General features: G+C 54.4%; 23 protein-coding genes. 4 read left to right on the forward strand and 19 right to left on the reverse strand.

The features are described 5' to 3' along the window. Positions 1-26 precede the first annotated feature (26 nt). Together L972_RS07620 and serB are read right to left on the reverse strand one after the other, a co-directional pair. Positions 27-932: an alpha/beta hydrolase family protein gene (locus tag L972_RS07620; protein WP_047437202.1), complete on the reverse strand. Its 906-nt coding sequence runs from the start codon at positions 930-932 to the stop codon at positions 27-29. A gap of 28 nt (positions 933-960) precedes the next feature. Then, positions 961-1,971, reverse strand: a complete 1,011-nt coding sequence (serB, locus tag L972_RS07625; protein ID WP_047437205.1) for a phosphoserine phosphatase SerB — start codon at positions 1,969-1,971, stop codon at positions 961-963. A 120-nt stretch (positions 1,972-2,091) separates the two neighbouring features. Here serB and L972_RS07630 point away from each other — a divergent pair, with 120 nt between their 5' ends. Further along, complete coding sequence (locus L972_RS07630; protein WP_005340472.1) at positions 2,092-2,712, forward strand: AhpA/YtjB family protein; 621 nt, start codon at positions 2,092-2,094, stop codon at positions 2,710-2,712. Positions 2,713-2,779: 67 nt separating this feature from the next. Here L972_RS07630 and deoD read toward each other — a convergent pair whose 3' ends face one another. The 7 genes from deoD to L972_RS07665 form a co-directional block, all read right to left on the reverse strand. After that, positions 2,780-3,496 carry a purine-nucleoside phosphorylase gene (deoD, locus tag L972_RS07635; RefSeq protein ID WP_005340471.1) on the reverse strand — a complete coding sequence of 239 codons (717 nt, stop codon included), beginning with the start codon at positions 3,494-3,496 and terminating at the stop codon, positions 2,780-2,782. Positions 3,497-3,572: 76 nt separating this feature from the next. After that, the gene (locus L972_RS07640; RefSeq protein WP_021230981.1) at positions 3,573-4,781 is read right to left on the reverse strand and encodes a phosphopentomutase; all 1,209 of its coding nucleotides are present in this window, start codon (positions 4,779-4,781) and stop codon (positions 3,573-3,575) included. Between the two features lie 14 nt (positions 4,782-4,795). Continuing rightward, positions 4,796-6,127, reverse strand: a complete 1,332-nt coding sequence (deoA, locus tag L972_RS07645; RefSeq protein ID WP_042030712.1) for a thymidine phosphorylase — start codon at positions 6,125-6,127, stop codon at positions 4,796-4,798. A gap of 109 nt (positions 6,128-6,236) precedes the next feature. Then, positions 6,237-7,010 (reverse strand): deoxyribose-phosphate aldolase, encoded by a 774-nt coding sequence (deoC, locus tag L972_RS07650; protein WP_005340468.1) that lies wholly within the window; start codon positions 7,008-7,010, stop codon positions 6,237-6,239. 424 nt (positions 7,011-7,434) lie between these two features. Further along, positions 7,435-7,605: a XapX domain-containing protein gene (locus L972_RS07655; RefSeq protein WP_005340467.1), complete on the reverse strand. Its 171-nt coding sequence runs from the start codon at positions 7,603-7,605 to the stop codon at positions 7,435-7,437. Positions 7,606-7,730: 125 nt separating this feature from the next. Then, complete coding sequence (locus L972_RS07660) at positions 7,731-9,005, reverse strand: NupC/NupG family nucleoside CNT transporter (RefSeq protein ID WP_019445565.1); 1,275 nt, start codon at positions 9,003-9,005, stop codon at positions 7,731-7,733. A gap of 222 nt (positions 9,006-9,227) precedes the next feature. Then, complete coding sequence (locus L972_RS07665) at positions 9,228-10,001, reverse strand: TatD family hydrolase (protein ID WP_047437211.1); 774 nt, start codon at positions 9,999-10,001, stop codon at positions 9,228-9,230. Positions 10,002-10,042: 41 nt separating this feature from the next. Here L972_RS07665 and L972_RS07670 point away from each other — a divergent pair, with 41 nt between their 5' ends. Further along, on the forward strand, positions 10,043-10,672 hold the full coding sequence (locus L972_RS07670) for a type II secretion system protein (RefSeq protein WP_047437214.1): 630 nt from the start codon (positions 10,043-10,045) through the stop codon (positions 10,670-10,672). A 325-nt stretch (positions 10,673-10,997) separates the two neighbouring features. On the opposite strand, the gene luxS is transcribed toward L972_RS07670, so the two are convergent. The 4 genes from luxS to L972_RS07690 are packed head-to-tail and all read right to left on the reverse strand — an operon-like array spanning position 10,998 to position 14,149. Then, the gene (gene luxS, locus L972_RS07675; protein WP_005340462.1) at positions 10,998-11,507 is read right to left on the reverse strand and encodes an S-ribosylhomocysteine lyase; all 510 of its coding nucleotides are present in this window, start codon (positions 11,505-11,507) and stop codon (positions 10,998-11,000) included. Between the two features lie 18 nt (positions 11,508-11,525). Then, a complete protein-coding gene (locus L972_RS07680; RefSeq protein ID WP_272951253.1) occupies positions 11,526-12,119 on the reverse strand; it encodes a transglycosylase SLT domain-containing protein in 594 nt (197 codons plus the stop codon). Positions 12,120-12,178: 59 nt separating this feature from the next. Next, positions 12,179-12,517 (reverse strand): nitrogen regulatory protein P-II, encoded by a 339-nt coding sequence (gene glnB / locus L972_RS07685; protein ID WP_005308848.1) that lies wholly within the window; start codon positions 12,515-12,517, stop codon positions 12,179-12,181. Positions 12,518-12,526: 9 nt separating this feature from the next. Further along, the gene (locus L972_RS07690; RefSeq protein ID WP_047437221.1) at positions 12,527-14,149 is read right to left on the reverse strand and encodes an NAD+ synthase; all 1,623 of its coding nucleotides are present in this window, start codon (positions 14,147-14,149) and stop codon (positions 12,527-12,529) included. A gap of 146 nt (positions 14,150-14,295) precedes the next feature. Here L972_RS07690 and L972_RS07695 point away from each other — a divergent pair, with 146 nt between their 5' ends. Together L972_RS07695 and L972_RS07700 are read left to right on the forward strand one after the other, a co-directional pair. Further along, entirely contained in the window at positions 14,296-14,814 is a 519-nt protein-coding gene (locus tag L972_RS07695; protein WP_019445570.1) for a GspH/FimT family pseudopilin, read from the forward strand. Positions 14,815-14,912: 98 nt separating this feature from the next. Continuing rightward, entirely contained in the window at positions 14,913-15,440 is a 528-nt protein-coding gene (locus L972_RS07700) for a GspH/FimT family protein (protein WP_047437225.1), read from the forward strand. 27 nt (positions 15,441-15,467) lie between these two features. Here the strand turns inward: L972_RS07700 and tapY2 are convergent, their stop codons facing one another. From tapY2 to L972_RS07725, 6 genes are read right to left on the reverse strand one after another with little or no spacing between them, the layout of a single operon-like run. Beyond that, entirely contained in the window at positions 15,468-15,749 is a 282-nt protein-coding gene (tapY2, locus tag L972_RS07705; protein WP_047437227.1) for a type IVa secretion system protein TapY2, read from the reverse strand. Next, positions 15,746-19,441, reverse strand: coding sequence for a pilus assembly protein (locus L972_RS07710; protein ID WP_047437230.1), 3,696 nt, complete (start codon positions 19,439-19,441; stop codon positions 15,746-15,748). The genes tapY2 and L972_RS07710 overlap by 4 nt, the downstream gene beginning before the upstream one ends. Before the next feature lie 10 nt (positions 19,442-19,451). Next, complete coding sequence (gene tppD / locus L972_RS20685) at positions 19,452-19,889, reverse strand: type IVa pilus pseudopilin TppD (RefSeq protein ID WP_081990703.1); 438 nt, start codon at positions 19,887-19,889, stop codon at positions 19,452-19,454. After that, complete coding sequence (locus L972_RS07715; RefSeq protein ID WP_081990704.1) at positions 19,886-20,887, reverse strand: PilW family protein; 1,002 nt, start codon at positions 20,885-20,887, stop codon at positions 19,886-19,888. Before L972_RS07715 ends, tppD begins: the two co-directional genes overlap by 4 nt. Beyond that, positions 20,884-21,453, reverse strand: coding sequence for a type IV pilus modification protein PilV (pilV, locus tag L972_RS07720; RefSeq protein ID WP_047437234.1), 570 nt, complete (start codon positions 21,451-21,453; stop codon positions 20,884-20,886). Before pilV ends, L972_RS07715 begins: the two co-directional genes overlap by 4 nt. 2 nt (positions 21,454-21,455) lie before the next feature. After that, positions 21,456-21,860 (reverse strand): type IV pilin protein, encoded by a 405-nt coding sequence (locus L972_RS07725; RefSeq protein ID WP_005358030.1) that lies wholly within the window; start codon positions 21,858-21,860, stop codon positions 21,456-21,458. Positions 21,861-21,960 lie beyond the last annotated feature (100 nt).

A 21,960-nucleotide genomic window follows, 5' to 3' on the forward strand; every position in this document is an offset into this window, starting at 1 on the left:
GGGCGCTCGAGGCGCCCTGTTTTTTGTCATGCCGCCTGCGGGTTGAGCAGCCAGTCGAGGATCTGGGGAAAGTGATCCTCCTGGGCCTGCTGGGCGGTCAGCATATTGATGTGGTCATAATCGAGGAGGTTGCCGTTGTCCCGCCCCAATCGGGTGTGACGTGTGGCCGAACCCATCTCGTCGCTGAAGCGGCGCACATCGGTCGGGTGACCCAGCACCTTGTCCGCTTTGGCCGAGATCATCCAGAGCGGTGGCCAGTTGACCCGTGCCGCCGCCTCGTCATAGGCAAAACCGTCGTGAGGATCCTGCCAGGGGCCGCACTTGACCCAGGGGATGGTCTCCTGCAGATAGCGCAGCGGCTCGTCGTCTGCACCGATCTTCAGAGTACGAGCCGCCAGAAAACCACGGCGGCGGGCCAGCCAGGGGGCCAGCCGATTCCAGATCAGATCCACCTTCAGCCAGCGCTCGGGATTGTGTACCGACACGCCGCGCTTGGTGCCAAAAAACAGCAGACTGGCAACCTGTTCCGCCAGCTCGGGGAAGCGCACCAGAGTCGAGGCCATGATGACACCACCCCAGGAGTGGGCCACCCAGTGCACCTTGAAACCATGATGGCGCTCGGCAATCCAGCGCTGCAGGGCGGGCAGATCCTCGGTGATCAGCTCATGCTGACCGTGCTCTGCCTGCTCGGCGATGGCAGGAGTGCTGAGCCCTCGCCCCCGCAAATCAGCCACATAGACCTGATAGCCGTGGCGGGCCAGAAAGCAGGCAAGCCCCTTGCCCGATTCGGTATAGAAGATCCGCCCGTTCTCGATGGCGCCATGCACCATCAGGATCGGCTCGCCATGCACGGCGACCCGGGGTTTGATGTGGCGAACATGCAATTGATGGCCACCACAGGGGATAAACAGAGACTGCTGCAACAATTCCATTTTTATTGGTTTCCTCCTTGAAACACTGTCAGCGCTTGTCCCAACGTTGCTCGCTGCAGGCCCGCGCCGCCAGCAGGCAGATCACCCCCTCCAAATCGTGATGATTGAGGGTGGCCGCCGCCTGCGCCCGCACCAGCGGCTTGGCGTGAATGGCGATGCCAAGGCCAGCGACCCCCATCATCTTGAGATCGTTGGCACCATCGCCGATGGCCACGGTCTGGGCGGCAGCAATGCCGTACTCCTGAGCAAGCTGCTGCAACACCTCGGCCTTGACGCTGGCATCAACGATGCGCCCGCTCACCTTGCCGCTCAGTTGCTCCCCTTCCACCGCCAGCTCGTTGGCGAAGATGGCATCGAGCCCCAGCTCGCGCTGCAACTGGCCAGCAAAACGGGTAAAACCGCCGGAGGCGATGGCCACCTTCCAACCCGCCCCTTTGAGGGTATCGACCATCAGCTGCAAGCCCGGCATCCAAGGCATCCATGCCGCCACCTCGTCGAGAATAGTGACCGGCGCCCCAGCCAACAGGGCAACCCGATTGCGCAGGCTGTCGGAAAACTCCAGCTTGCCCTGCATGGCTGCGGCCGTTACTGCCGCCACCTGCTCGCCGACCCCGGCAAGCCGGGCAATCTCGTCGATGCACTCGATGCGGATCGCGGTGGAGTCCATATCCATCACCAGCAGGCCGGGCTCGTTCAGGGTCGGCAGGGCGGGCAGATGGCAGAGATCGATTTCCCACTCACCGCTCTTGAGCTCGGCCACCAAATCGGCAGAGAAGCGATCGCAGCCAAGCAGCAGCAAAGGCACGCCCGCCACCTCGGTGGGAGGATAGAGGGTGGCCGCCAACTCCTGTGCTGCCAACAGTGGCGACAGACGCGCCAGATGGGAGGCGCCCAGCCCCTTGCCAAACAGCACCAACCAGCCGCCAGCCTGCGGAGTCTCTGTCGGTTGCAACGCATCTGCGCTGAGCTGCCAACAGGGTGAGCCGGACAACAACGCGGGCCAATCGGATAACAGAGGGGGGAGCCGGGACAACAACATAAGGGATACGCCTTCCTTGGTGATCAGGGGGTTAACAATGCTGGCCCAGAGTAGCGTATTGCTTTTTGTACAGGCAAGCGCCAAGATCCCGCCACTCCTTGTTACCATGAGGTCTCGCGCTTGCAGCGTCATCTTCCCATCAAACGTGTTCTCAGCCTGGGTGCCGGTATCCTGCTCGGATGCTGGGTGCTCGGTGTGCTTATCCATATGCAGGGTGAAAGCCAGGCCTCGCTGCACAGCGAAGCGCGCAACCGGGCGCAGGCGCTGGTCGCCTATGCCGCCCGAGACATGAAACGCTGGATCAAGGAGGAGAAGAGCAGCGAGCTGGAGCGGCTGGCGCGGGATCTGGCTGCGGAGCCGGAGATCCTCGATGCCACCCTCTACGACGGACGCGGCATTCCCCTCGCCCAATCGGAGCAGGCGGTGCCGCTGGAGAGCCTGCTGCCCATCGGCAGCGATAACAAGTCACTGCCGGAGCAGGGCAAGGGGCGGATCCAGTTCGTACAGGAGATCCGGGATGGCGAGCAGACCATCGGCTTCCTGCGAATCACCCTGGAAGAGCAGCAGATGCTGGCAGACAAGGACACCCGGCTCAAGGTGGTGCAGGAGAAACAGCGGCTGATGCTGCTGGTCGCCCTGCTGGCCGGGGTGCTCATCTCCTACGGCGTGCGCCGTAACTACATGCGGGTGCGCAAGCACAAGAAAAAGAGTACGCCCCCCTCGCCACCTCCGGAAAACTGATGGCGCAACCAGAGAGCAGATACAAAAACGGCGGCCAGAAGGCCGCCGTTTCTTATTCGCGAAGGAATTACTTGTCGCCCAGCAGGACGGAATCCAGTGCGATTTCGATCATGTCGTTGAAGGTCAGCTGACGCTCTTCAGAGGTGGTCTGCTCGCCGGTACGGATATGGTCGGAGACGGTGCAGATAGTCAGCGCCTTGGCACCGTACTCTGCGGCCACGCCGTAGATACCGGCGGCTTCCATCTCGACACCCAGGATGCCGTACTTTTCCATGACGTCGAACATGGAGGGGTCCGGGGTGTAGAACAGGTCGGCGGAGAAGATGTTACCGACGCGCACGGCAACGCCCTTGTTCTTGGCGGCCTGCACGGCATTGGCAACCAGATCGAAGTCGGCGATGGCAGCGAAGTCGTGATCCTTGAAGCGCAGACGGTTTACTTTGGAATCGGTGCAGGCACCCATACCGATCACCACGTCACGCAGTTTCACGTCTTCACGCACAGCGCCACAGGAGCCCACGCGGATCAGGGTCTTCACACCGTAATCGGTGATCAGCTCTTTTGCGTAGATGGAGCAGGACGGGATACCCATGCCGTGACCCATGACGGAGATACGACGGCCCTTGTAGGTACCGGTGAAACCGAACATGTTGCGCACGTCGCAGATCTGCTCGACGTTCTCCAGGAAAGTTTCAGCGATGTACTTGGCGCGCAGGGGGTCGCCCGGCATCAGCACGGTATCAGCAAAGGCGCCATCTTTCGCATTGATATGAGGAGTTGCCATTCTCTTGATTCCTTCACACTAGGTTGAGTTTTATTGTTTTATAAATTGCCCGCCGCCGAAGTGGCGGGCGGGTAAATTACAGGAAGCTGGTACCGTACGCCAGTTTCGGCAGGCCGTGGTAAGCCGCGATGCTCTGGCCGATATCGGCAAAGGTCTCGCGACGACCAACGGAGCCAGCCTTGACCGGCTTGCCGAAGAACAGCACCGGAATGTATTCGCGGGTGTGGTCGGTCCCACCCCAGGTCGGGTCACAGCCGTGGTCCGCAGTCAGCACCACCACGTCGCCATCTTGCAGCAGCTCAAACAGCTCCGGCAGGCGGGAATCGAAATACTCCAGTGCACCGGCATAACCGGCAACGTCACGGCGGTGGCCGTAGGAGGAGTCGAAGTCGACGAAGTTGGTGAAGACGATGGTGTTGTCACCAGCCGCTTTCACCTCTTCCAGCGTGCGATCCCACAGCTCGGTCAGACCGGTCCCTTTCACCTGCTTGGTGATGCCCTGTTGGGCATAGATGTCGGCAATCTTGCCAATGGAGACCACCTGACCGCCCGCATCTTTCATGTAATCCAGCACGGTCGGCGCCGGCGGCAGCACTGAGTAGTCGTGGCGGTTGCCGGTACGCTTGAAGTTGCCCTTGCCAGTGCCCACGAACGGACGCGCAATCACGCGGCCGATATTGTAGGGCTCCAGCAACTCGCGCACTATGTGGCACAGCTCATAGAGCTTCTCGAGGCCGTAGGTCTCTTCGTGGCAGGCAATCTGGAATACGGAGTCGGCAGAAGTGTAGAGAATCGGCTTGCCGGTCTTCATGTGCTCTTCGCCCAGATCATCCAGCACCTGGGTACCGGAGGCGTGGCAGTTGCCCAGATAGCCTGGCAGACCAGCCTTCTCGACGATGGCGTCCAGCAGCTCCTGCGGGAAGCTGTTGTGGTGATCCTTAAAGTAGCCCCACTCGAACAGCACAGGCACACCGGCGATCTCCCAGTGACCGGACGGGGTATCCTTGCCGGAGGAGAGCTCCTGCGCAAAGCCGTAGGCACCGACCACCTCGATATCTTTTTTCAGCCCTTCCGGGAAGTAGCCGGAAGCCTGCTCGCAGGCGTGGCCCAGACCCAGCTTGTTGAGGTTGGGCAGATTGAGGGCGCCACGGCCTTCAATTTCACCTGCCGCACACGCCTTGGCGATATGGCCAAGGGTGTTGGCGCCCACATCTCCGAACTTGTCGGCGTCGGCAGCTGCGCCAATACCGAAAGAGTCCATCATCAGAATAAAGGTACGTTTCATGGGTCTTCCCCTTGTTACAAATCAGCCAGGGTGATACGGCGGTACACTTCAGGCAGTGCCTCCGGCCGCTCGCCACCAATCCGGACAGCCGCCTGCACCATGCTGGCAGCCTGAGCATATTGCTCTTCAGTCTGAGCGTGGATCATCGCGATCGGCTTGTCAGCATCGACGCTTTGACCCAGGCGGATAAAGTCGGTCAGACCGACCGCATAATCAAGTTTGTCACCGGCAGCGCGGCGACCACCGCCCATCGCCACCACGGCCAGACCCAGCTCGCGGGTATCCATGGCGGTCACAAAACCGCTGTTGGCCGCGAAGACCGGGCGTACGATGGCGGCCTTGGGCAGGTAAGCGTCGTAACGCTCCATAAAATCGGCCGGGCCACCGAGACCAGTCACCATGCGACCGAAGATCTCGGCCGCCTTGCCGTTATCCAGCACCGCCTGCAGCTTGGTGCGGGCATCGCGCTCGTCGCTGGCCAAGCCTGCAGAGATAAGCATCTCGGCGCACAGCGCCATGGTCACTTCGTGGATGCGCGGGTTGCGGTATTCACCGGTCAGGTAGCGCACCGCTTCACGCACTTCCACCGCGTTACCGGCGCTGGAGGCCAGCACCTGGTTCATATCGGTCAAGAGCGCAGAGGTGCGGCAACCGGCACCGTTGGCCACGGCCACAATGCTCTTGGCCAGCTCTTCGGAGGCTTCGAAGGTTGGCATAAAGGCGCCGGAGCCCACTTTCACATCCATCACCAGCGCTTCGAGCCCGGAGGCGAGCTTCTTGGAGAGAATGGAGCCGGTGATCATCGCGACAGATTCGACGGTGGCGGTGATGTCACGTACTGCATAGATACGCTTGTCAGCCGGGGCGAGATCGCCGGTCTGGCCGATGATGGCGACACCCGCCTCTTTCACCACTTTCAGGAAACGATCGTTGTCGACCGAGGTCTGGTAGCCGGGAATGGCATCCAGCTTGTCGAGGGTGCCGCCGGTGTGGCCCAGACCACGACCGGAGATCATCGGCACGAAACCGCCGCAGGCAGCGACCATCGGGCCAAGCATCAGAGAGACAACATCACCCACCCCGCCGGTGGAGTGCTTGTCGACTATCGGGCCACCCAGATTGAGGTGATCCCAGGTCAATACCATGCCGGAGTCGCGCATGGCGCAGGTCAGGGCAACCCGCTCATCCATGGTCATGTCTTTGAAATAGACCGCCATCGCCAGCGCGGCGATCTGCCCCTCGCCGATGGTGTTATTGGTAATGCCCTGAACGAAGAATTGAATTTCTTGGGTACTGAGCGCTTCACCGTTGCGCTTCTTGCGAATAATTTCTTGAGGCAAAAACATCTTTCATTCCCTCCGCCATTGCTGGCGTTACACAAGCCTGAATCCTTGCCCGCACACCGCATGGTGGGGGCTATCAGGGCGGACTGCTGTCCGCCCTCTCATCAACCTATTAGTAACCGCTGGTGTTGGCCGGCTTGTCGCCATGCCCCAGAGTGGCCAGCAGACTGGCCAGCAGGCTGGATGCACCAAAGCGGAAGGTACGGGCGGATACCCAGTCGTTGCCGAGGATCTCTTCGGCCATGGCCAGGTACTGACCGGCCACGGCGGCATCTTTCACGCCACCAGCTGGCTTGAAGCCAACTTTCGGATTCTTGGCCTTGATCACTTCCATCATGATGCGTGCCGCTTCCGGGGTCGCATTGACCGGCACCTTGCCGGTGGAGGTCTTGATGAAGTCGGCACCGGCATCGATACAGATTTCGGAAGCGCGACGGATCAGCGCCTCTTCTTTCAGCTCGCCGGTTTCGATGATCACTTTCAGCAGCACGTTGGCACCGCAGGCCTCTTTACAGGCTTTGACCAGATCAAAACCGATCTGTTCATTACCGGCCATGAAGGCGCGGTACGGGAACACCACGTCCACTTCGTCAGCACCGTAGGCGACAGCGGCACGGGTCTCAGCCACGGCGATCTCGATGTCGTCGTTGCCGTGGGGGAAGTTGGTCACGGTCGCAATGCGTACGTCGGCTGCGCCGATCTCACGCAGGGTCTTGCGAGCGATAGGGATAAAACGGGGGTAGATGCAGACAGCGGCGGTCAGGCCAGCCGGTGACTTGGCCTTATGGCACAGGTCGATCACCTTCTGATCGGTGTCGTCATCGTTCAGGGTGGTCAGGTCCATCAGGTTCAGGGCGCGCTGAGCGGCCACTTTCAGATCAGTCATTCTGTTCTCCAAAGTCTCGATTTAATCCAGATAACCGGGCACCACCATACCATCCAGCGATGGATGCACAGGCAGTAATCCCCAGCTATACGGGAATGGAATTACAGTGCGAAGGCACCGGCACTATCGGGATGCTATTCAAAACACCCTGCAGGCACTGCGACTGTAAATAAGGCAAGAGCCCTGTCACTTTCTTACAAAAGTGCGGACTTGGTTCCATGAAGACTTGAGAAAGGCCGACAACATCTGACCCGACTTCCCAATCAATTCCATTTGACCGCCAACACCCGATTTCATCGAGTATTAGTCATTGCCAGCACCCTGCTGGCAACGCCTATTTCAGCCGAGATACCCCCTGTTTGCAAGCCGGATTTACCAATTTCAGAGGTACCTCACATCTGGCAAATCCAGGTCTAAAAAAGCCTTACGAAAAGAAACGAGTCAGGATCCAGGAGTAGGCCAATCCCCCCAGATAGACCCCGACGATCCCCATTACCCCGGACAAAACGGGAGGCGCCGGGATCGGCAATTTGAGGAAAGAAAACAACAAACCAACTATAAAGCCGGCCACCATCGCCAGTAGCACTTCATTCATAAAACCTCCGATTTGACTCATTTTATTATTAGTTTAGATAGGAAAACGGTTGTCACCGCTCCATACGCGAACGCCACGGCAGATGCCGTGGCGTTCGTGTTTATACCCTGTCAGTCAGGCGGCGATTACATGCCGGACAGTGCCAGGAAGAAGCCGGCGATAGTGGCAGACATCAGGTTGGACAGAGAGCCAGCCAGTACGGCTTTCAGACCAAAGCGTGCAATGGTACCGCGGCGGTTCGGCGCCATGGACCCCAGACCACCCAGCAGGATGGCAACAGAGGAGAGGTTGGCAAAACCACACAGTGCGAAGGAGATGATCGCCTTGGTGTGATCGGACATGGCCACACCGTTGATCAGCACTTCGTCTTTCAGGTACGGAGCGAAGTTCAGGTAAGCCACGAACTCGTTCACTACCAGCTTCTGACCGATGAAGGAACCAGCAACCACTGCTTCATTCCAAGGCACACCGATCAGGAAGGCCAGCGGGGAGAAGATCCAGCCCAGCAGCAGTTCCAGAGAGAGTTGCGGATAACCGAACCAGCCACCCACACCGGAGAAGATGCCGTTGATCATGGCGATCAGACCGATGAAGGCCAGCAGCATGGCGCCGACGTTCAGGGCCAGTTGCATACCGGCAGAAGCGCCAGCAGCAGCAGCGTCAATGACGTTGGCAGGCTTGTCATCCAGCTCGGCATCGGCAGAGCTTTCGTCGTAGTTCGGGGTCTCGGTCTCGGGAACCAGCAGCTTGGCGAACAGCAGACCACCCGGTGCAGCCATGAAGGAGGCAGCAATCAGGTACTCCATCTTCACGCCCATGGAGGCGTAACCGGCCAGTACGGAACCGGCAACGGAAGCCAGACCACCACACATGACGGCGAACAGCTCGGAGTCAGTCATCTTGGAGATGTAGGGACGAACCACCAGCGGCGCTTCGGTCTGACCGACGAAGATGTTGGCAGTTGCAGACAGGGATTCGGTGCGGGAAGTACCCAGTACTTTCTGCAGACCGCCGCCCAGCAACTTGATGACCATCTGCATGATGCCCAGGTAGTAGAGCACTGCAATCAGGGAAGAGAAGAAGATGATGACCGGCAGAACACGGAAGGCAAAGACAAAGCCGCCGCCACCGAACACTTCAAACATCTTGTTGCTGACCAGACCGCCAAACAGGAAGTCGATCCCGTTCTGGCCGTAGCTGATCACGCTGGATACCGCGTCGGACACGCCGACCAGGATATCGCGACCAACCGGAACATAGAGAACAAACGCCCCCAGACCGGCTTGAATTGCGAACGCACCGACAACGGTACGGACGTTGATTGCCTTGCGATTGCTGGAGAACAGCACCGCGATAAGGACGAGCGTCGCCATCCCTACCAGACCCATGAACAAATTCATTATTATCTTCCTCTAGTAGCACCTGGCTTGTTAGCGGGTTGTTATTAAACCCAACTAATCAAGGGGAGCGCATTATACTAATTAAAGTCCGATAAAATAGAATGCTGGTCACATTTTATCGTTATCAAAATGTCCAAGTGTCACAAAATTAGACAGCAAACGATTTTTACGCTCATTTTTTTTCCTGACAACTAAATCAGGTGTTGCACATTTGTTTCATGGCTATTGGTCGTGATGGAAAATATGCCGGGCAGTTTCAAATAACACCTTGGCAACATCTACCAATGATTCCTCCCGCAAAGTCATCAATATTTCTGCTATTTTCGGCAGCGCTTCCGGGGTATTTCGGGATCCTTGTGCGCCTTGCAACGGCATATCGGGCGAATCGGTTTCCAGCACTAGGGCCTCGAGCGGCATGGCCCGAAATACCTCTCGCGTCTTGTTCGCCCGTTCAAAACTGATTACCCCGCCCACCCCGAGTCGAAAGCCCAGTTGCCAGAAGGCCTCCGCCTGCTGCAACGAACCGCTGAAAGCGTGGATCACCCCGCCACGAGGCGGCTTGAAGCGGCGCAACAGCTTGGCCACAGTGTCATTGGCGCGCACCGAGTGGATCATCAGGGGGAGCCCGGCATCAGCGGCCAGCCGGATCTGAGCCTCAAACAACGTAAATTGTCCCTCCTGCGGCACGCGAGAACGGAGGTCCAACCCGCACTCGCCTATGGCTACCATGCCGGCAGGTTGGCTCATCACCAGCGTTCGCAGCCGCTCCATCACCCCCTCCCGCTGTTCACCGGCATACCAGGGATGAATGCCCAGACCATAAAAGAGGCCGTCATGTTGCTCTGCCAGTGCCATCACACGAGTCCAGTTATCCTCTGCGATGGCAGGAATGATATACTCCGTCACCCCTAATGCCCGACAACGGGCCAGCAGCGCCTCCCTGTCCTGGTCGAACACCGGAAAGTCGAGATGGCAATGGGTATCTATCAGCTGCATATCACTCACACCTGTTTGCGGTATTTAATGGGTCATTGAACATGATGAACAACAGAAACAACGGCTTTACCCTGATTGAACTGGTGCTGGTGATCATAGTGCTGGGGATCCTGGCCGTCACCGCCCTGCCCCGCTTTATCAATATCAAGGATGATGCCCTGAAAAGCACGGTCTCGGCGACCGCAGGCAGCTTTGCCAGTGCAGTTCAGCTGGCTCATGCTGGCTGGGCAGTGAAAGTACAGGGGCAAGCGATCGCGCTCTACAACCTGAGCAGCTTTGGTAAAGGCGATGTGGATATCAATCGATATGGTTGGCCAACGGGCTCGAAGGAAGACCAAGGGAGTGCGGGAAGCGATAAACCATATCAGCCGGGCTCAGGTAACCATATATCGGTCAACAATGATGATGACTGTGAATTGCTATTTACTAACCTGCTAGATAGCAGTCAGAGCGTTGCTTCCACAGAGCGGCCTGACGCTGTTCAAAAGCAGGCAGATTACCTCACCACCATGATTGGCCCGAGCCATCCGGATGAAGATGAAGGTAACGAGGCACACAATAACTGCAGCTATATTCTTCGCGATTCTATCGGCCGCTTCCCGGATCACCCCAACGGCCTTGGCTTCGAGTACAACAGTGTTACCGGCGCCGTGACCCGCAATTTTGATTGAGCTCAGCCTCTTCTGCGCAAACTCGCTCTTTGCTTGAATCATCATCATAACGAACCGGCGTGCAGCAGCGCCGGTTCTCCTGAGTGAGCCCCCACTCCTCGCACCACGCGTCATAACGGGCCAGCCAACGCAGCAATACCCCTTTCATCGTCACACCTCCGCCAACAGGTTCAGGTCAAAAACCATCCTAATCAGAGTCGGCAAGGGGAGCAAGTCATCCCCATAACCGCGATCGGGCGGAATAAAAAAGAGCTGGTCAGCATAGCTGACCAGCTCTTTTCACATTCCCTGAAGAGGTTACCCGATGAGCGGCAGCTCACCAGCCTCACAGACTCTTCAGCTTCTCTTCCGGCAGGGCCAGCTCGTCGTTGTGGTTAACGCCGATACCGCGCTCCAGCACATGACGGGCGATGGCGTGGGCCTCTTCCAGCGAGTGCATGCTGTAGGTGCCGCACTGATACTCGTTCAGCTCGGGGATCTTGGCCTGATCCTGCACGGTCAGCACGTCGCTCATGGCCGCCTGCCAGGCTGCACCAACACGGGCTTCGTCCGGCGCGCCGATCAGGCTCATGTAGAAGCCGGTACGGCAACCCATGGGGGAGATGTCGATGATCTCCACGCCGTTGCCGTTCAGGTGGTCACGCATAAAACCGGCGAACAGGTGCTCCAGCGTATGGATACCGCGCTCGGAGAGGATCTCCTGATTCGGTACGCAGAAACGCAGGTCGAACACGGTAATGGTGTCCTTATTCGGGGTCTGCATGGTCTTGGCCACACGCACCGCTGGCGCTTCCATACGGGTGTGGTCAACGGTAAAACTGTCCAATAACGGCATTTCTGACTCCTGATTTGGTTACCAGAACCAGCCCCCACGGGAGAGCTGATCCTTGCATTGACGGTACTGGGCGCCGTAGCGCTGGGCGCGAGCTTCCACTTTGCGAGAGGTCTTCATCAACCACCCCTTGCTGCGATAGCTGCCACGCCGGTAGCCACCCCACCCTTCGTGATAGTTGAGGTACTGGCCATAGGCATCCCACTTGGAGGTGCCATTTAGCCGCTGGGCCTTGTTAGTGTACCAACCCATAAAATCGATGGCGTCGGCAAAGTCATCGCGGTCACTCCAGCTGTTGCCGGTTTCCCGCTGGTAATCCGCCCAGGTTTCATCTTTGACCTGAGCATAACCATAAGCCGAACTGGCCCGCCCGGTCGGGATGAAGAGGAAATACTGCATCGGCGGCTGAGCATCATGTACGTACGAGGACTCCTGATACATCATGGCCATCACCACATGGATCGGCGTCCCCCACTTCTCGTTCATCTTGAGCGCGGCCTTGTGCCAGTCAGGCTTCTCGCGAAAGATCTGGCACAGATTCTCCGGCTGAGCCGGTGGACGGGTACTACAGGCTGTCAGGCCCGCCAACAGGCTGGCGACCACAGCAAAACGCATCCACCCCATCAAATGAGGCCGCACTTCGCACCTCTGGTCAGGTAAAGAGATAGCCAAGGTCAGATCGCGTCTTCGTTCTCTTCGCCGGTACGGATACGAATGACACGCTCCACTTCACAGACGAAGATCTTGCCATCACCAATCTTGCCGGTACGGGCGGTGTTCTGGATCGCTTCCAGACAGGCATCGAGATCCTCGTCCTGCACCACCAGCTCCACCTTCACTTTCGGCAGGAAGTCGACCATATATTCGGCGCCGCGATAGAGCTCGGTATGGCCCTTCTGGCGGCCGAAGCCTTTGACTTCGGATACGGTCATGCCGTTGATGCCGATCTCGGCCAGGGCCTCGCGCACATCGTCCAGCTTGAACGGTTTGATGATGGCTTCAATCTTCTTCATGGTGACTCCTTACCAGTTCTGTTTGCCGAACCCGGATGTGATGGGGTAACGGCGATCCTTACCAAAGTTGCGAGCCGTAATGCGGGGCCCGACCGCCGCCTGACGGCGCTTGTATTCGTTGAGATCCACCAGGCGGATCACCTTGCGCACCACCGCTTCCTCGAAGCCTTCGGCCACCATGTCGGCCACGGACGCATCCTCTTCCACGTAACGCTTGAGGATGGCATCGAGGATGTCGTATGGCGGCAGGCTGTCCTGATCCACCTGATCCGGCGCCAGCTCCGCTGAAGGGGGGCGATCGATAACCCGCTGCGGGATCACATAGTCGACCGAGTTGCGATATTCGCACAACTTGAATACCAGCGTCTTGGGCACATCTTTCAGCACGTCGAAACCGCCCGCCATGTCACCGTACAGGGTGGCATAACCCACAGCCATTTCACTCTTGTTGCCAGTAGTCAGCACGATACGACGACGCTTGTTGGAGAGCGCCATCAGCAGCACGCCGCGGCAGCGGGCCTGCAGGTTCTCTTCGGTCGTATCGCGAGCGGTACCTTCAAACAACGGCGCCAGCTGGGTCATAAATCCTTCGAACATCGGCTCGATGGAGATGATGTTGAACTCAACCCCCATCCGCTCGGCCTGCTCCTTGGCATCTTCCACACTCATCTGGGCGGTATAGCGGAACGGCATCATCACCGCCTGCACCTTGTCGGCACCGATGGCATCGGCCGCGATGGCGAGCGTCAGCGCCGAGTCGATCCCACCGGAGAGACCCAGCACAGCGCCGTGGAAGCCGTTCTTGGTAACGTAGTCGCGCACTGCCAGCACTAGCGCCTGATAGGTCTCTGCCAACGGCTCAAGCGGCGCAGCCGGTTCACACTCTTTCACCGGCTGGCCATCGGTAAAACGTACCAGCGCCAGCTCTTCGGCAAACGGGGCCAGCTTGTGAGTCAACTCGCCCTGGCTACTGAACACCTTGGAGCAGCCGTCGAAAATCAGCTCGTCCTGACCGCACACCTGATTGAGGTAGACCAGCGGCAGACCGGTCTGATCGCAGCGCTCGGCCATCAGCTCGCGGCGGATCCAGGGTTTCTCCTGATCGTAGGGCGACGCATTGATGGTGAGCAGCAGATCGGCTCCTGCCGCCTTGGCGGCCAGCGCCGGGCCCGGCTGCCAGAGGTCTTCGCAGATGAGCAGCCCCAGATTGTAACCACGGAAGGGAACCACACAAGTCTCGGTCGCGGCGGTGAAGTAGCGCTTCTCGTCGAATACCCCGTAGTTGGGCAGGTCCTGCTTGAAGTAACGGGCAATTAGCTTGCCCTGCTCATAGAGTGACGCCGCGTTGTAGAGCACCTCCCCTTCACGCCAAGGGTGACCCACCAAAATGGCACAGTTGCCCTGCCATTCGGCAACACGAGCCAACGCAGCTTCGACCCGGATCATCAGATCGGCACGCAGCAACAGATCTTCCGGTGGATAGCCGGTCAGGGCCAGCTCGGAACAGACCAGCAGATCAGCGCCTTGCTGCTCGGCCTGAGCCGCCGCAGCGAGCACTTTGTCAGTGTTATCTTCGATAGCGCCTACCGTCAGATTCAACTGGGCAAGCATCAGAGAGAGGGCTTTTGCCATGGCGATGCATCTTGAATTCGAAAATGATGGGGAATGATAAAGAAAAGGGGGGCAATCTGCCAGTTCAAGACAGGCGTAACCGTGTGACAGCAACCAGCGGGAAGGATAAGCTGTAGATAGTCACGGAACGACAGGCCTTCGCAGATATGAAAAACGCCGGATTTACCCTGATGGAGTTGATGATAGCCATTGCACTGGGCGTCATTCTGTTGGGGATTGGTATTCCTTCCCTCTCTAACCTGCTTGGCAGCAATAATTTGGCGACTCAGGAAAAAAGCCTTCTCAACCACTTAAACTATGCCAGACAACAGGCTATCTCTAACCAGCAAACGGTTACTCTCTGCCTGACCACTATCAATAATTCTGTAGAAGAGTGCGTTACTGCCAATCAAAATGGAGCGACCCGGCAGATCGCTTTTATCGATACTAATAGCGATCAGAAGCTCAATGGCAGCGAAACAACTCTGACGGCAAGTCCCGAGTTTCCTGCAGAACTGGCCATTTCTGCAGATGCACAGGCGCTGCGCTTCACCCCAGATGGCACCATTACGTCTGACAGCGAGGTCATCTTTTCACTCTGTGTAAGCGGTGAAAAGGGCATTGAGATTGCAGTTATGCCTGCCGGGCGTGCCCATAGCCAGGCAAGTGGTGCTGTATGTCCATGACCTGCATTAACTACAGCGAAACACACACGAGCACAAAAGGATCCATTTCAATCCAATAGCTATGCTTAGAGTCTCCTTTGAACAAGGACTCATACGCTATGGCACGAAATGGATTTACCCTGCTTGAGTTTTTAATATCTGCAAGCCTGACAACCATCCTGCTGACCTTGGGACTGCCGTCATTGGCAAATCTGCTGACATCTACCGACAGCGACATCTACACAAGAAACCTGCAGGACCACCTAATCTTCGGCCAACGGCAAGCCATCACACAGCAGCAACCCGTCACAGCATGTCTTGCCATGCCTGTCAGAAACTCCACAAAAGAAGGTTGTGTACTCGCAAATCAAACCGGCGCCCAGCACATGCTTGTCTTTATCGACACCAATCAGGATCGCCAATTCGATATTGCAAATGGCGATATCTTGTTATCAGCAACAGAACCCTTTCTTGAAAAACATACCGTGACGGCCAATCGACAATTTGTGCGATTTAGTCCAGATGGCACTGCGATTGGCACCAACATGACACTCCGGTTTTGTATCGACCAAGCACCTCGAGTCGATATCATCGTTTCCCCATCCGGCAGAAGCAGAAGCGAAAAAAAGGGGCTGAGTTGTTCTTAGCCCCTTTACCCTACTCAATAACCAACGTTATCTGGGTTGGATTTCATCTTGTTTTTTTGCATCAGCCAGCGAAAAGGTAGCCGCCAAAGGAACGCACTCGATTACCTCTGTGACAAGATGCACCACCCCATCAATCTCATAACCTTTCTGTTTAAACACCCTGACCAGATTTGCCTTGCTCGTATCAGCAACCGGTTGCTGCAACACCATCTGCACGCCACCTTCCAGAGTGACATAACATTTCATGTCTTCCGTTTGAGCCTGAACCAACAAGGGTAAGCCCACACACCAGAGCAGCATGCGTTTCATCCCTGTTCTCCTTCATAGAGATAGATTTTCTTGGGGGACATATCCATTTTTGCCTCTTCCGCACCTTGTGAGCATTCTCCTTCACCGGTACAGCGCTCAGGCTCTCCCTTCCCATCATCTTTGAGGATGACCTCCTTGCCCGGAGCACCACCTATAATCCTGATCCGGCCATCATCCCCACCATGAATAACCAGATCATCAGCAACCTTATTTTGCACCTCTACGTAACGCTGAATAACTTCCTGATTGTTGCTATCCAGTACATATTTGAAAGAAGTGCCATAGTGCATATCAATCATATATTGGCGCATGGCACCGATCGATTGAATCGTACATTGTTGGAAGTCCTGTACCTGAGGCAGGAAGGAGGTGAAATAAAGCTTGCCTTGCAACACCAAACCAGCGCCCATTGATTTTTCACCGCTTTCATTGAGCCAGAATTTCCATCCCAACTTGCTGGTCAACGCCTTGGTGGTGTTTACGATCTGCTCTTCATTCAAACCCGTAAAGGGATCGCTGGTCACATCGTAGAGATCGTCCAGTGTGATACTTGATGGCACCGCAGGTTCAGATGTTGCCCCAAACAAGGTCGGATTAACATTGTAGTCACGTAGCATCACATACACATTTTGGGTTGTCGCCTCCGAGGAAGGACGATTTCTATCACCACTGCCTATCAACACGGCATCAAATGGACGCTCACTGTAAAGATAATTTGTACCATCATACTTCCAACCTTTATTGATGGTGCGCACCAATACGGGCTGAGTAAAGAAGCGACGGTCGTCTGCCAGTTTCTTATCATCCTCACTTAAATGGGCATTACCCAAACTGGCAAATTTGATGGCCGTCCATTTAGATTTATCTTCTCCTTTCATATCGATACGCCAGATCTGGCCACCGGTATCTCCTGCATAGATTCGGTCTGAAATACCATCTCCATCACTATCCAGCACGGAGACAGAACCTGGCATACTGTAAACCATGCCTGCAACCTGTTTGTTGGTTGCACTGGTCTCGTCCGGGGTAAAGCTGAACAACAGCGTGCCGGCCTCAGCATCCACAATATAAATACCCAACCCTTCACTGTCTTCAGCCCCTTGGCCCAAATAGCTCTTGGCCTGATCATAACCTCCAGAGAATATCAGGACTGGCTTATAGGTTTTTTTACCATTGATTTCTGTGTAATAACCGGGAATAAACGCAATCTCGGGGAGAGACCAAGTTTCACCGAGCATGCCAAAGCCAGCGCTATTTTTATCCAATCGCCACATCAGCGAAGGGGAGTCCGGATTAGATATATTCAACGCATAATAGGCCTTGCCACCGCCACGCAACCCAGTGAATAACCACACCTTGTCGCCTTGTGCAGATTGTATATGGCCATCTTTTACTTTCTCATTAACCAGTACAGTGGGTGATGAATCTACACCATATAGATGTACTGATGAATCCAGGTTCTCTCGCAACGCTTTCTGATTGGCAATAAATTGATAGGGCATGATTGCCCAGCTTTCATCAACCGTGGTGCTGCTGTCTTTAAACATATGCAAGAAGCCGGCATTGGTCCCCATCACGATTCGCAGGTCAGGAGTGCATGAAGTCTGTCCCGTCGACTTTGTACAACCATAATTTATCACTAATGGCCGAGAATGCAGAGGGTCACCAAGAATATGCTCTCGAATATCCGTTTTTTCACCATCTTTATTTTCATCAAAAGCATCCATCCCCTTGGTCCAATTAAGCAGGTCATCCATGCTATCCGCACCATCCAGCTTCATCACTGTGCGCAGCTCAGTAGCCCCACCCGCCATACTTTCAAGGGTTGACTTGCTAAAGGAATTCAATTCACTTGTATAAGGAGGAATAACATAAATATTACGGTTGGTTTTGGCTGCCAGCATCTCTTGTACCCCACCCTCGGCAACCTTGTTACCATCACTGGTGGATGACCAATAGGTTTTTGCTGATTCAAGAATTGTTCCATCACTAGAAATCGCAGGTAAGCCTATTGCATCATTCCCATATTTATCTTTATATGTAGTACTATCTACCACATAACCTTTCTCAGGTGCCAGCACCAGCTTTTTCAAATTTCCCTTCCATCGTGGGCCAGCTCCCGGTTCAAACATGGCGTAGTATATATTATTAAGGCTGCGAGTGCGGTCAAAGTTATTGGTGGCAATGGCGGGAGATACCAGCGAGGTATTCATTTTCAAGATAGCTAGTAATGATGATTTTAATGCTTCGTTAAGTTGGGTTGCATCGGTTGCCGGATAGTATTTACCTCCGCCACGACGAGCGGTCTCTGCCAATAATGCACCGGCCCCCTTAATTGCTTCATCCCCAAAACCCACGGTGAATGTTGTGACTGTTTGTTTGCCAATAGCCGAGGTGTTTACATCATTGTTTTTCATATATCCGGCAAGTGCAGCAAGATAGCTTTTTTCACCAGAAGATCCATAACTAACCAAGCCACCATAAGCAACTTTATCCTCTGCTGATAACGTGCTAATCAGGTTTGCCACAAGGGAGTCTGCGGCTTTATCATTGGTTGGTTCACCATCTGTCATGTAGATGATATAACCATTATTGGAACACTTATCATAGGGGGTTTTATATATACCCGATGTTACTTCAGCATTGCTATCCCGCTTGGGAGTACGGTTTACATCATCGTCACCAAAGTACACCCCCAAACCGCCAAAATATCTATATGATTCATATAGAGTTTCACACAAGGGAGTCCAAGTGTCAGAGCTCAAACTATTTACCTTGTCAATCAAATCCTGCGCACCGGTTTTCCCAGAGGTAAGGATAGCATCGTTACCTACAATATTGCGGATTATTCTTCCGCCATTTCTATTACCTGGTTCATTGCCATCATTATAGTTAAAAACAGCCAGACCAAAATCGACAGCTGGCGTAGCCAAAACCAGTTCCTTGACTGCATCCTGAGCAACTTTCAATCGAGTTTGTGTTGACACACCTGTACTACCGTAATACCAACGGACATAATTTGCCGTAAATAATGAGATCTGGGTAGAACTACCATTCGCAAGAGCATTGGCTACATTTGATGTATAAAACCAGCTTCCAGTTTTGCGATTTGGCTTGTCAACAGGATAACCATCAACAATATATGTTGAATATGAGCCTGAATATTGATTGCTTGCATTTTGCTCATCAATATCTTGCTGGCAATCTGCAATTATTATACTGTAAATATTAAAGTCATTTAGAGAACGCCAACGCCCCTTTCTATTGCTATCATATATTTCATATCCCCAAACTCGTGACTGAAATCGCCCCACATTATTTAGAGGGCCTTTAGATGTCGCACATGCATTTAAATCCTCACTAAAACGTTTGGTACTGTTGATAGCGGGAACTTTTCCATCAGTGGAGAAATAGATGAAGCGATTGCTATTATTAACATCTGGATCATTAGCCAATGATGGATAACTTATCGATGAGTCATAAGGCTCTTTAGCAACTTCGGTTGTATTTTTCATACTCCCCGAGTTATCGAAAATAAAGAGCACCTTAGGGCGGAAGTCTCCCGCCTTGGCAAAGTCATAAATAAACAACTCGGTATCGTCGGAATAACCAGTACCTACCGCTAAAGATGCCCCTGATACTCCGCAACACAATACCAGCAAGCTTGTTAAAAAACAGTTCCTTATGTTCATTACTGGCTCCCTAATTAGCACTGAGCAAGGGTTGCTCTACCCCGGCAGTAAAGGCCATTTGGCTATTCACCTTGCCATAAGCACTGGATGTGGTGGCTTCAGCATAACGACAAGCTGGCGTTACATTCTGGCTACTGGCTTCAAATTTGCGTTTACATACACTTTCTGTATTGACTGTCAGGGTAGTAGATGGAGTAGTCGTGCCTATTGCAGCGGAAACCCCAATAGTCTGTGTAGCAATTTGTGTTGAGAGAGAAGTATCGCTCAATGCAGACTCCAGAGTACCTTCAACTTCGTGCTCCGCTCGTTGCAAACTGGCACTAGAACCCGCCATCTTCAGACTCATACCACTGGATTGCATGACGACTACCGCAATCAGAGTCAAAGGAACCAGAATAACCAGTGCGACTATCAGTGCAATCCCTTGCTGTTGTTGAAACGATCTCATGTGCCACTCCGGGTAACAATTTGCGGGTTACGCAATGCGATGCTGCTTTCCAGCAATAGGCGGCGATAGCCATCGCCATTGCCTTTTATCGGGGGCAGATTGCCAAGTTGATAGGTGTTATTATTTTTGTAACGTGCAGACTCTTTCGCCGCTCTGATTAATAAAAACAACCGAACTCCCAATACTCGACCTTCATTCCAGAGCTGGGTGGTCATCTGGTCTGCTGAGAGATATCTGTCGATCCGCCCATCAGGGATAACAGAGTCATCGACACCGAACATCATCACCATATTCTCTACCCCTTCAGCCATAGCACCTCCAATCTCGAAAGAGCCACTATTAGCAGTCAAGTAACGTTTGCGCAGAACCGGAATACCATGATCTTGTGACAGGTAATAGATATAGTGCTGATATTCCCAAAGCTGACTTTCATTATTGGCCCCAAAGATAGGTCTGGTATTGCTGCCCTTAATACCGCGAATAACTCTCGCCTCTTGGCTATTGGTCGCCATATAAAAACGGTTTTCATCCAAAATTTCGGTCTCAGGAATAGGTCGGCCAACCAGCCGCTTTATACTGATCACGTCTGAATTGGCTACTCGGTCAGCCTCCTTAATACAGGTGAGTCCCCCCAGCGATTTGGTGGCCGAGACCCGACTCACCCATAGTCCCCTGATGGGCGCTTTATTTGATGGTAAGCTGCCAACGTCACGTTCATCCAAGCAGTCATCATCGTCATCAATTACAATGTCATTTCTTAAAGAAGGGCCAATCTGTACAGGCTGGCCGGTATAAGCTCCAAAAAAGCCAGCCCATTTGATATCCTGGCTAATCAACCGAATGGCCAATCGACCATTTTCCTGTAATTCACTTTGATCAAAAGCATCTTCAGAGCTGGAGCGAGACATCACAAAAACTGTGAATACCCCCGCCAACAAAAATAGACCGAGCAGCATAGCGACCAGCCACTCTACCAGTGTGAAACCGCGAGAATTCATAAAGTCGTCGTCAGAATAAACTGGCGCCTCGAAAGATTATTTGCTGTCGAGAGTTGACACTCATTGATCAGCGTTGCTGCGGCAGCAGCAGCCCCCCCATCAGATATCTCTTGTTTGCCAGCCCAGAATATCCCGACAGCCAATACATTATTGGCCCGCCGCACCACGCAGCCTATCGGTGAATTCAAGGAAGATGCCGCCCCCGAAACACTGGCACCAAGCAGGGCTTGTTGCCAGTAGTGAAGGTCGGCATTACGTAAATCTGCAGCACTGCACGCGCTGATTGTGCCATCTACAGCGGCGCATGTCGGGCGTGGCAAGTTGGCAGCAAGATTGACGGTCACTGCACCGGATGCGGTCCAGCTATCGCGATTTATCCGTACCCGTTCAACCATATCGTTAGCCAGCCAGCTGGCAATAGTGCGCTGGCGAGCTTCATAACTGGCAAATTTTGAATGGGTTTGCAAAGCAACCAGACCAAGCAGCCCCAGCGACAGGATGACTGCGGTGATCATCACCTCCAGCAGGCTGAATCCCCTCTCATGTGATGAAACATGAATGGCCATGGCTATTCCCAACAGCTATTGCTAGCTGCACCAGAGGCACTTTTGACGCCCAACTGATTAATCGAAAACACCGTGCAATCGGTATCTTTGGCTTGGGCCGTCGCCGCGCCAGCACTGGCTGACAAGGTGTAGGTGTTACCTGATACGGCAATGGATAATTGATACAGGCCATTCTCAGATGCACTACTGATACCAAGAGCAGCAGCAGAGGATGCATACTGATTGAAATCCATAAAATAGGTTTCTTGCCGATTGGCCGCATTCAACAGCATGCTCTTGGCTTCGACACGATGACTGGTCAGCACATATTGCTGATAGGCGGGATAAGCGATGGTGCCAAGAATCGCCACGATGGCGATGACAATCATCAACTCAATAAGAGAAAAGCCACGAAAGTATCCAATCATATCCCATCCTTGGTGACAGACTGCTTCATAAGTTTAACGCCGAGCCTGTCTCTTGAACAAACCCGGCGTCATTATCAACACACTTTATTCTTAAGCCTTC

This window comes from Aeromonas sp. ZOR0001 (assembly GCF_000801015.1).
Classification (GTDB): Bacteria; Pseudomonadota; Gammaproteobacteria; order Enterobacterales; family Aeromonadaceae; genus Aeromonas; species Aeromonas veronii.

Bases quoted from the DNA above. Each gene is read 5' to 3' on its own strand.
- L972_RS07620 (WP_047437202.1), bottom strand. From the start codon at position 932: ATGGAATTGTTGCAGCAGTCTCTGTTTATCCCCTGTGGTGGCCATCAA.
- serB (WP_047437205.1), bottom strand. From the start codon at position 1,971: ATGTTGTTGTCCCGGCTCCCCCCTCTGTTATCCGATTGGCCCGCGTTG.
- deoD (WP_005340471.1), bottom strand. From the start codon at position 3,496: ATGGCAACTCCTCATATCAATGCGAAAGATGGCGCCTTTGCTGATACC.
- L972_RS07640 (WP_021230981.1), bottom strand. From the start codon at position 4,781: ATGAAACGTACCTTTATTCTGATGATGGACTCTTTCGGTATTGGCGCA.
- deoA (WP_042030712.1), bottom strand. From the start codon at position 6,127: ATGTTTTTGCCTCAAGAAATTATTCGCAAGAAGCGCAACGGTGAAGCG.
- deoC (WP_005340468.1), bottom strand. From the start codon at position 7,010: ATGACTGATCTGAAAGTGGCCGCTCAGCGCGCCCTGAACCTGATGGAC.
- L972_RS07655 (WP_005340467.1), bottom strand. From the start codon at position 7,605: ATGAATGAAGTGCTACTGGCGATGGTGGCCGGCTTTATAGTTGGTTTG.
- L972_RS07660 (WP_019445565.1), bottom strand. From the start codon at position 9,005: ATGAATTTGTTCATGGGTCTGGTAGGGATGGCGACGCTCGTCCTTATC.
- L972_RS07665 (WP_047437211.1), bottom strand. From the start codon at position 10,001: ATGCAGCTGATAGATACCCATTGCCATCTCGACTTTCCGGTGTTCGAC.
- L972_RS07670 (WP_047437214.1), top strand. From the start codon at position 10,043: ATGATGAACAACAGAAACAACGGCTTTACCCTGATTGAACTGGTGCTG.
- luxS (WP_005340462.1), bottom strand. From the start codon at position 11,507: ATGCCGTTATTGGACAGTTTTACCGTTGACCACACCCGTATGGAAGCG.
- L972_RS07680 (WP_272951253.1), bottom strand. From the start codon at position 12,119: ATGCGTTTTGCTGTGGTCGCCAGCCTGTTGGCGGGCCTGACAGCCTGT.
- glnB (WP_005308848.1), bottom strand. From the start codon at position 12,517: ATGAAGAAGATTGAAGCCATCATCAAACCGTTCAAGCTGGACGATGTG.
- L972_RS07690 (WP_047437221.1), bottom strand. From the start codon at position 14,149: ATGGCAAAAGCCCTCTCTCTGATGCTTGCCCAGTTGAATCTGACGGTA.
- L972_RS07695 (WP_019445570.1), top strand. From the start codon at position 14,296: ATGAAAAACGCCGGATTTACCCTGATGGAGTTGATGATAGCCATTGCA.
- L972_RS07700 (WP_047437225.1), top strand. From the start codon at position 14,913: ATGGCACGAAATGGATTTACCCTGCTTGAGTTTTTAATATCTGCAAGC.
- tapY2 (WP_047437227.1), bottom strand. From the start codon at position 15,749: ATGAAACGCATGCTGCTCTGGTGTGTGGGCTTACCCTTGTTGGTTCAG.
- L972_RS07710 (WP_047437230.1), bottom strand. From the start codon at position 19,441: ATGAACATAAGGAACTGTTTTTTAACAAGCTTGCTGGTATTGTGTTGC.
- tppD (WP_081990703.1), bottom strand. From the start codon at position 19,889: ATGAGATCGTTTCAACAACAGCAAGGGATTGCACTGATAGTCGCACTG.
- L972_RS07715 (WP_081990704.1), bottom strand. From the start codon at position 20,887: ATGAATTCTCGCGGTTTCACACTGGTAGAGTGGCTGGTCGCTATGCTG.
- pilV (WP_047437234.1), bottom strand. From the start codon at position 21,453: ATGGCCATTCATGTTTCATCACATGAGAGGGGATTCAGCCTGCTGGAG.
- L972_RS07725 (WP_005358030.1), bottom strand. From the start codon at position 21,860: ATGATTGGATACTTTCGTGGCTTTTCTCTTATTGAGTTGATGATTGTC.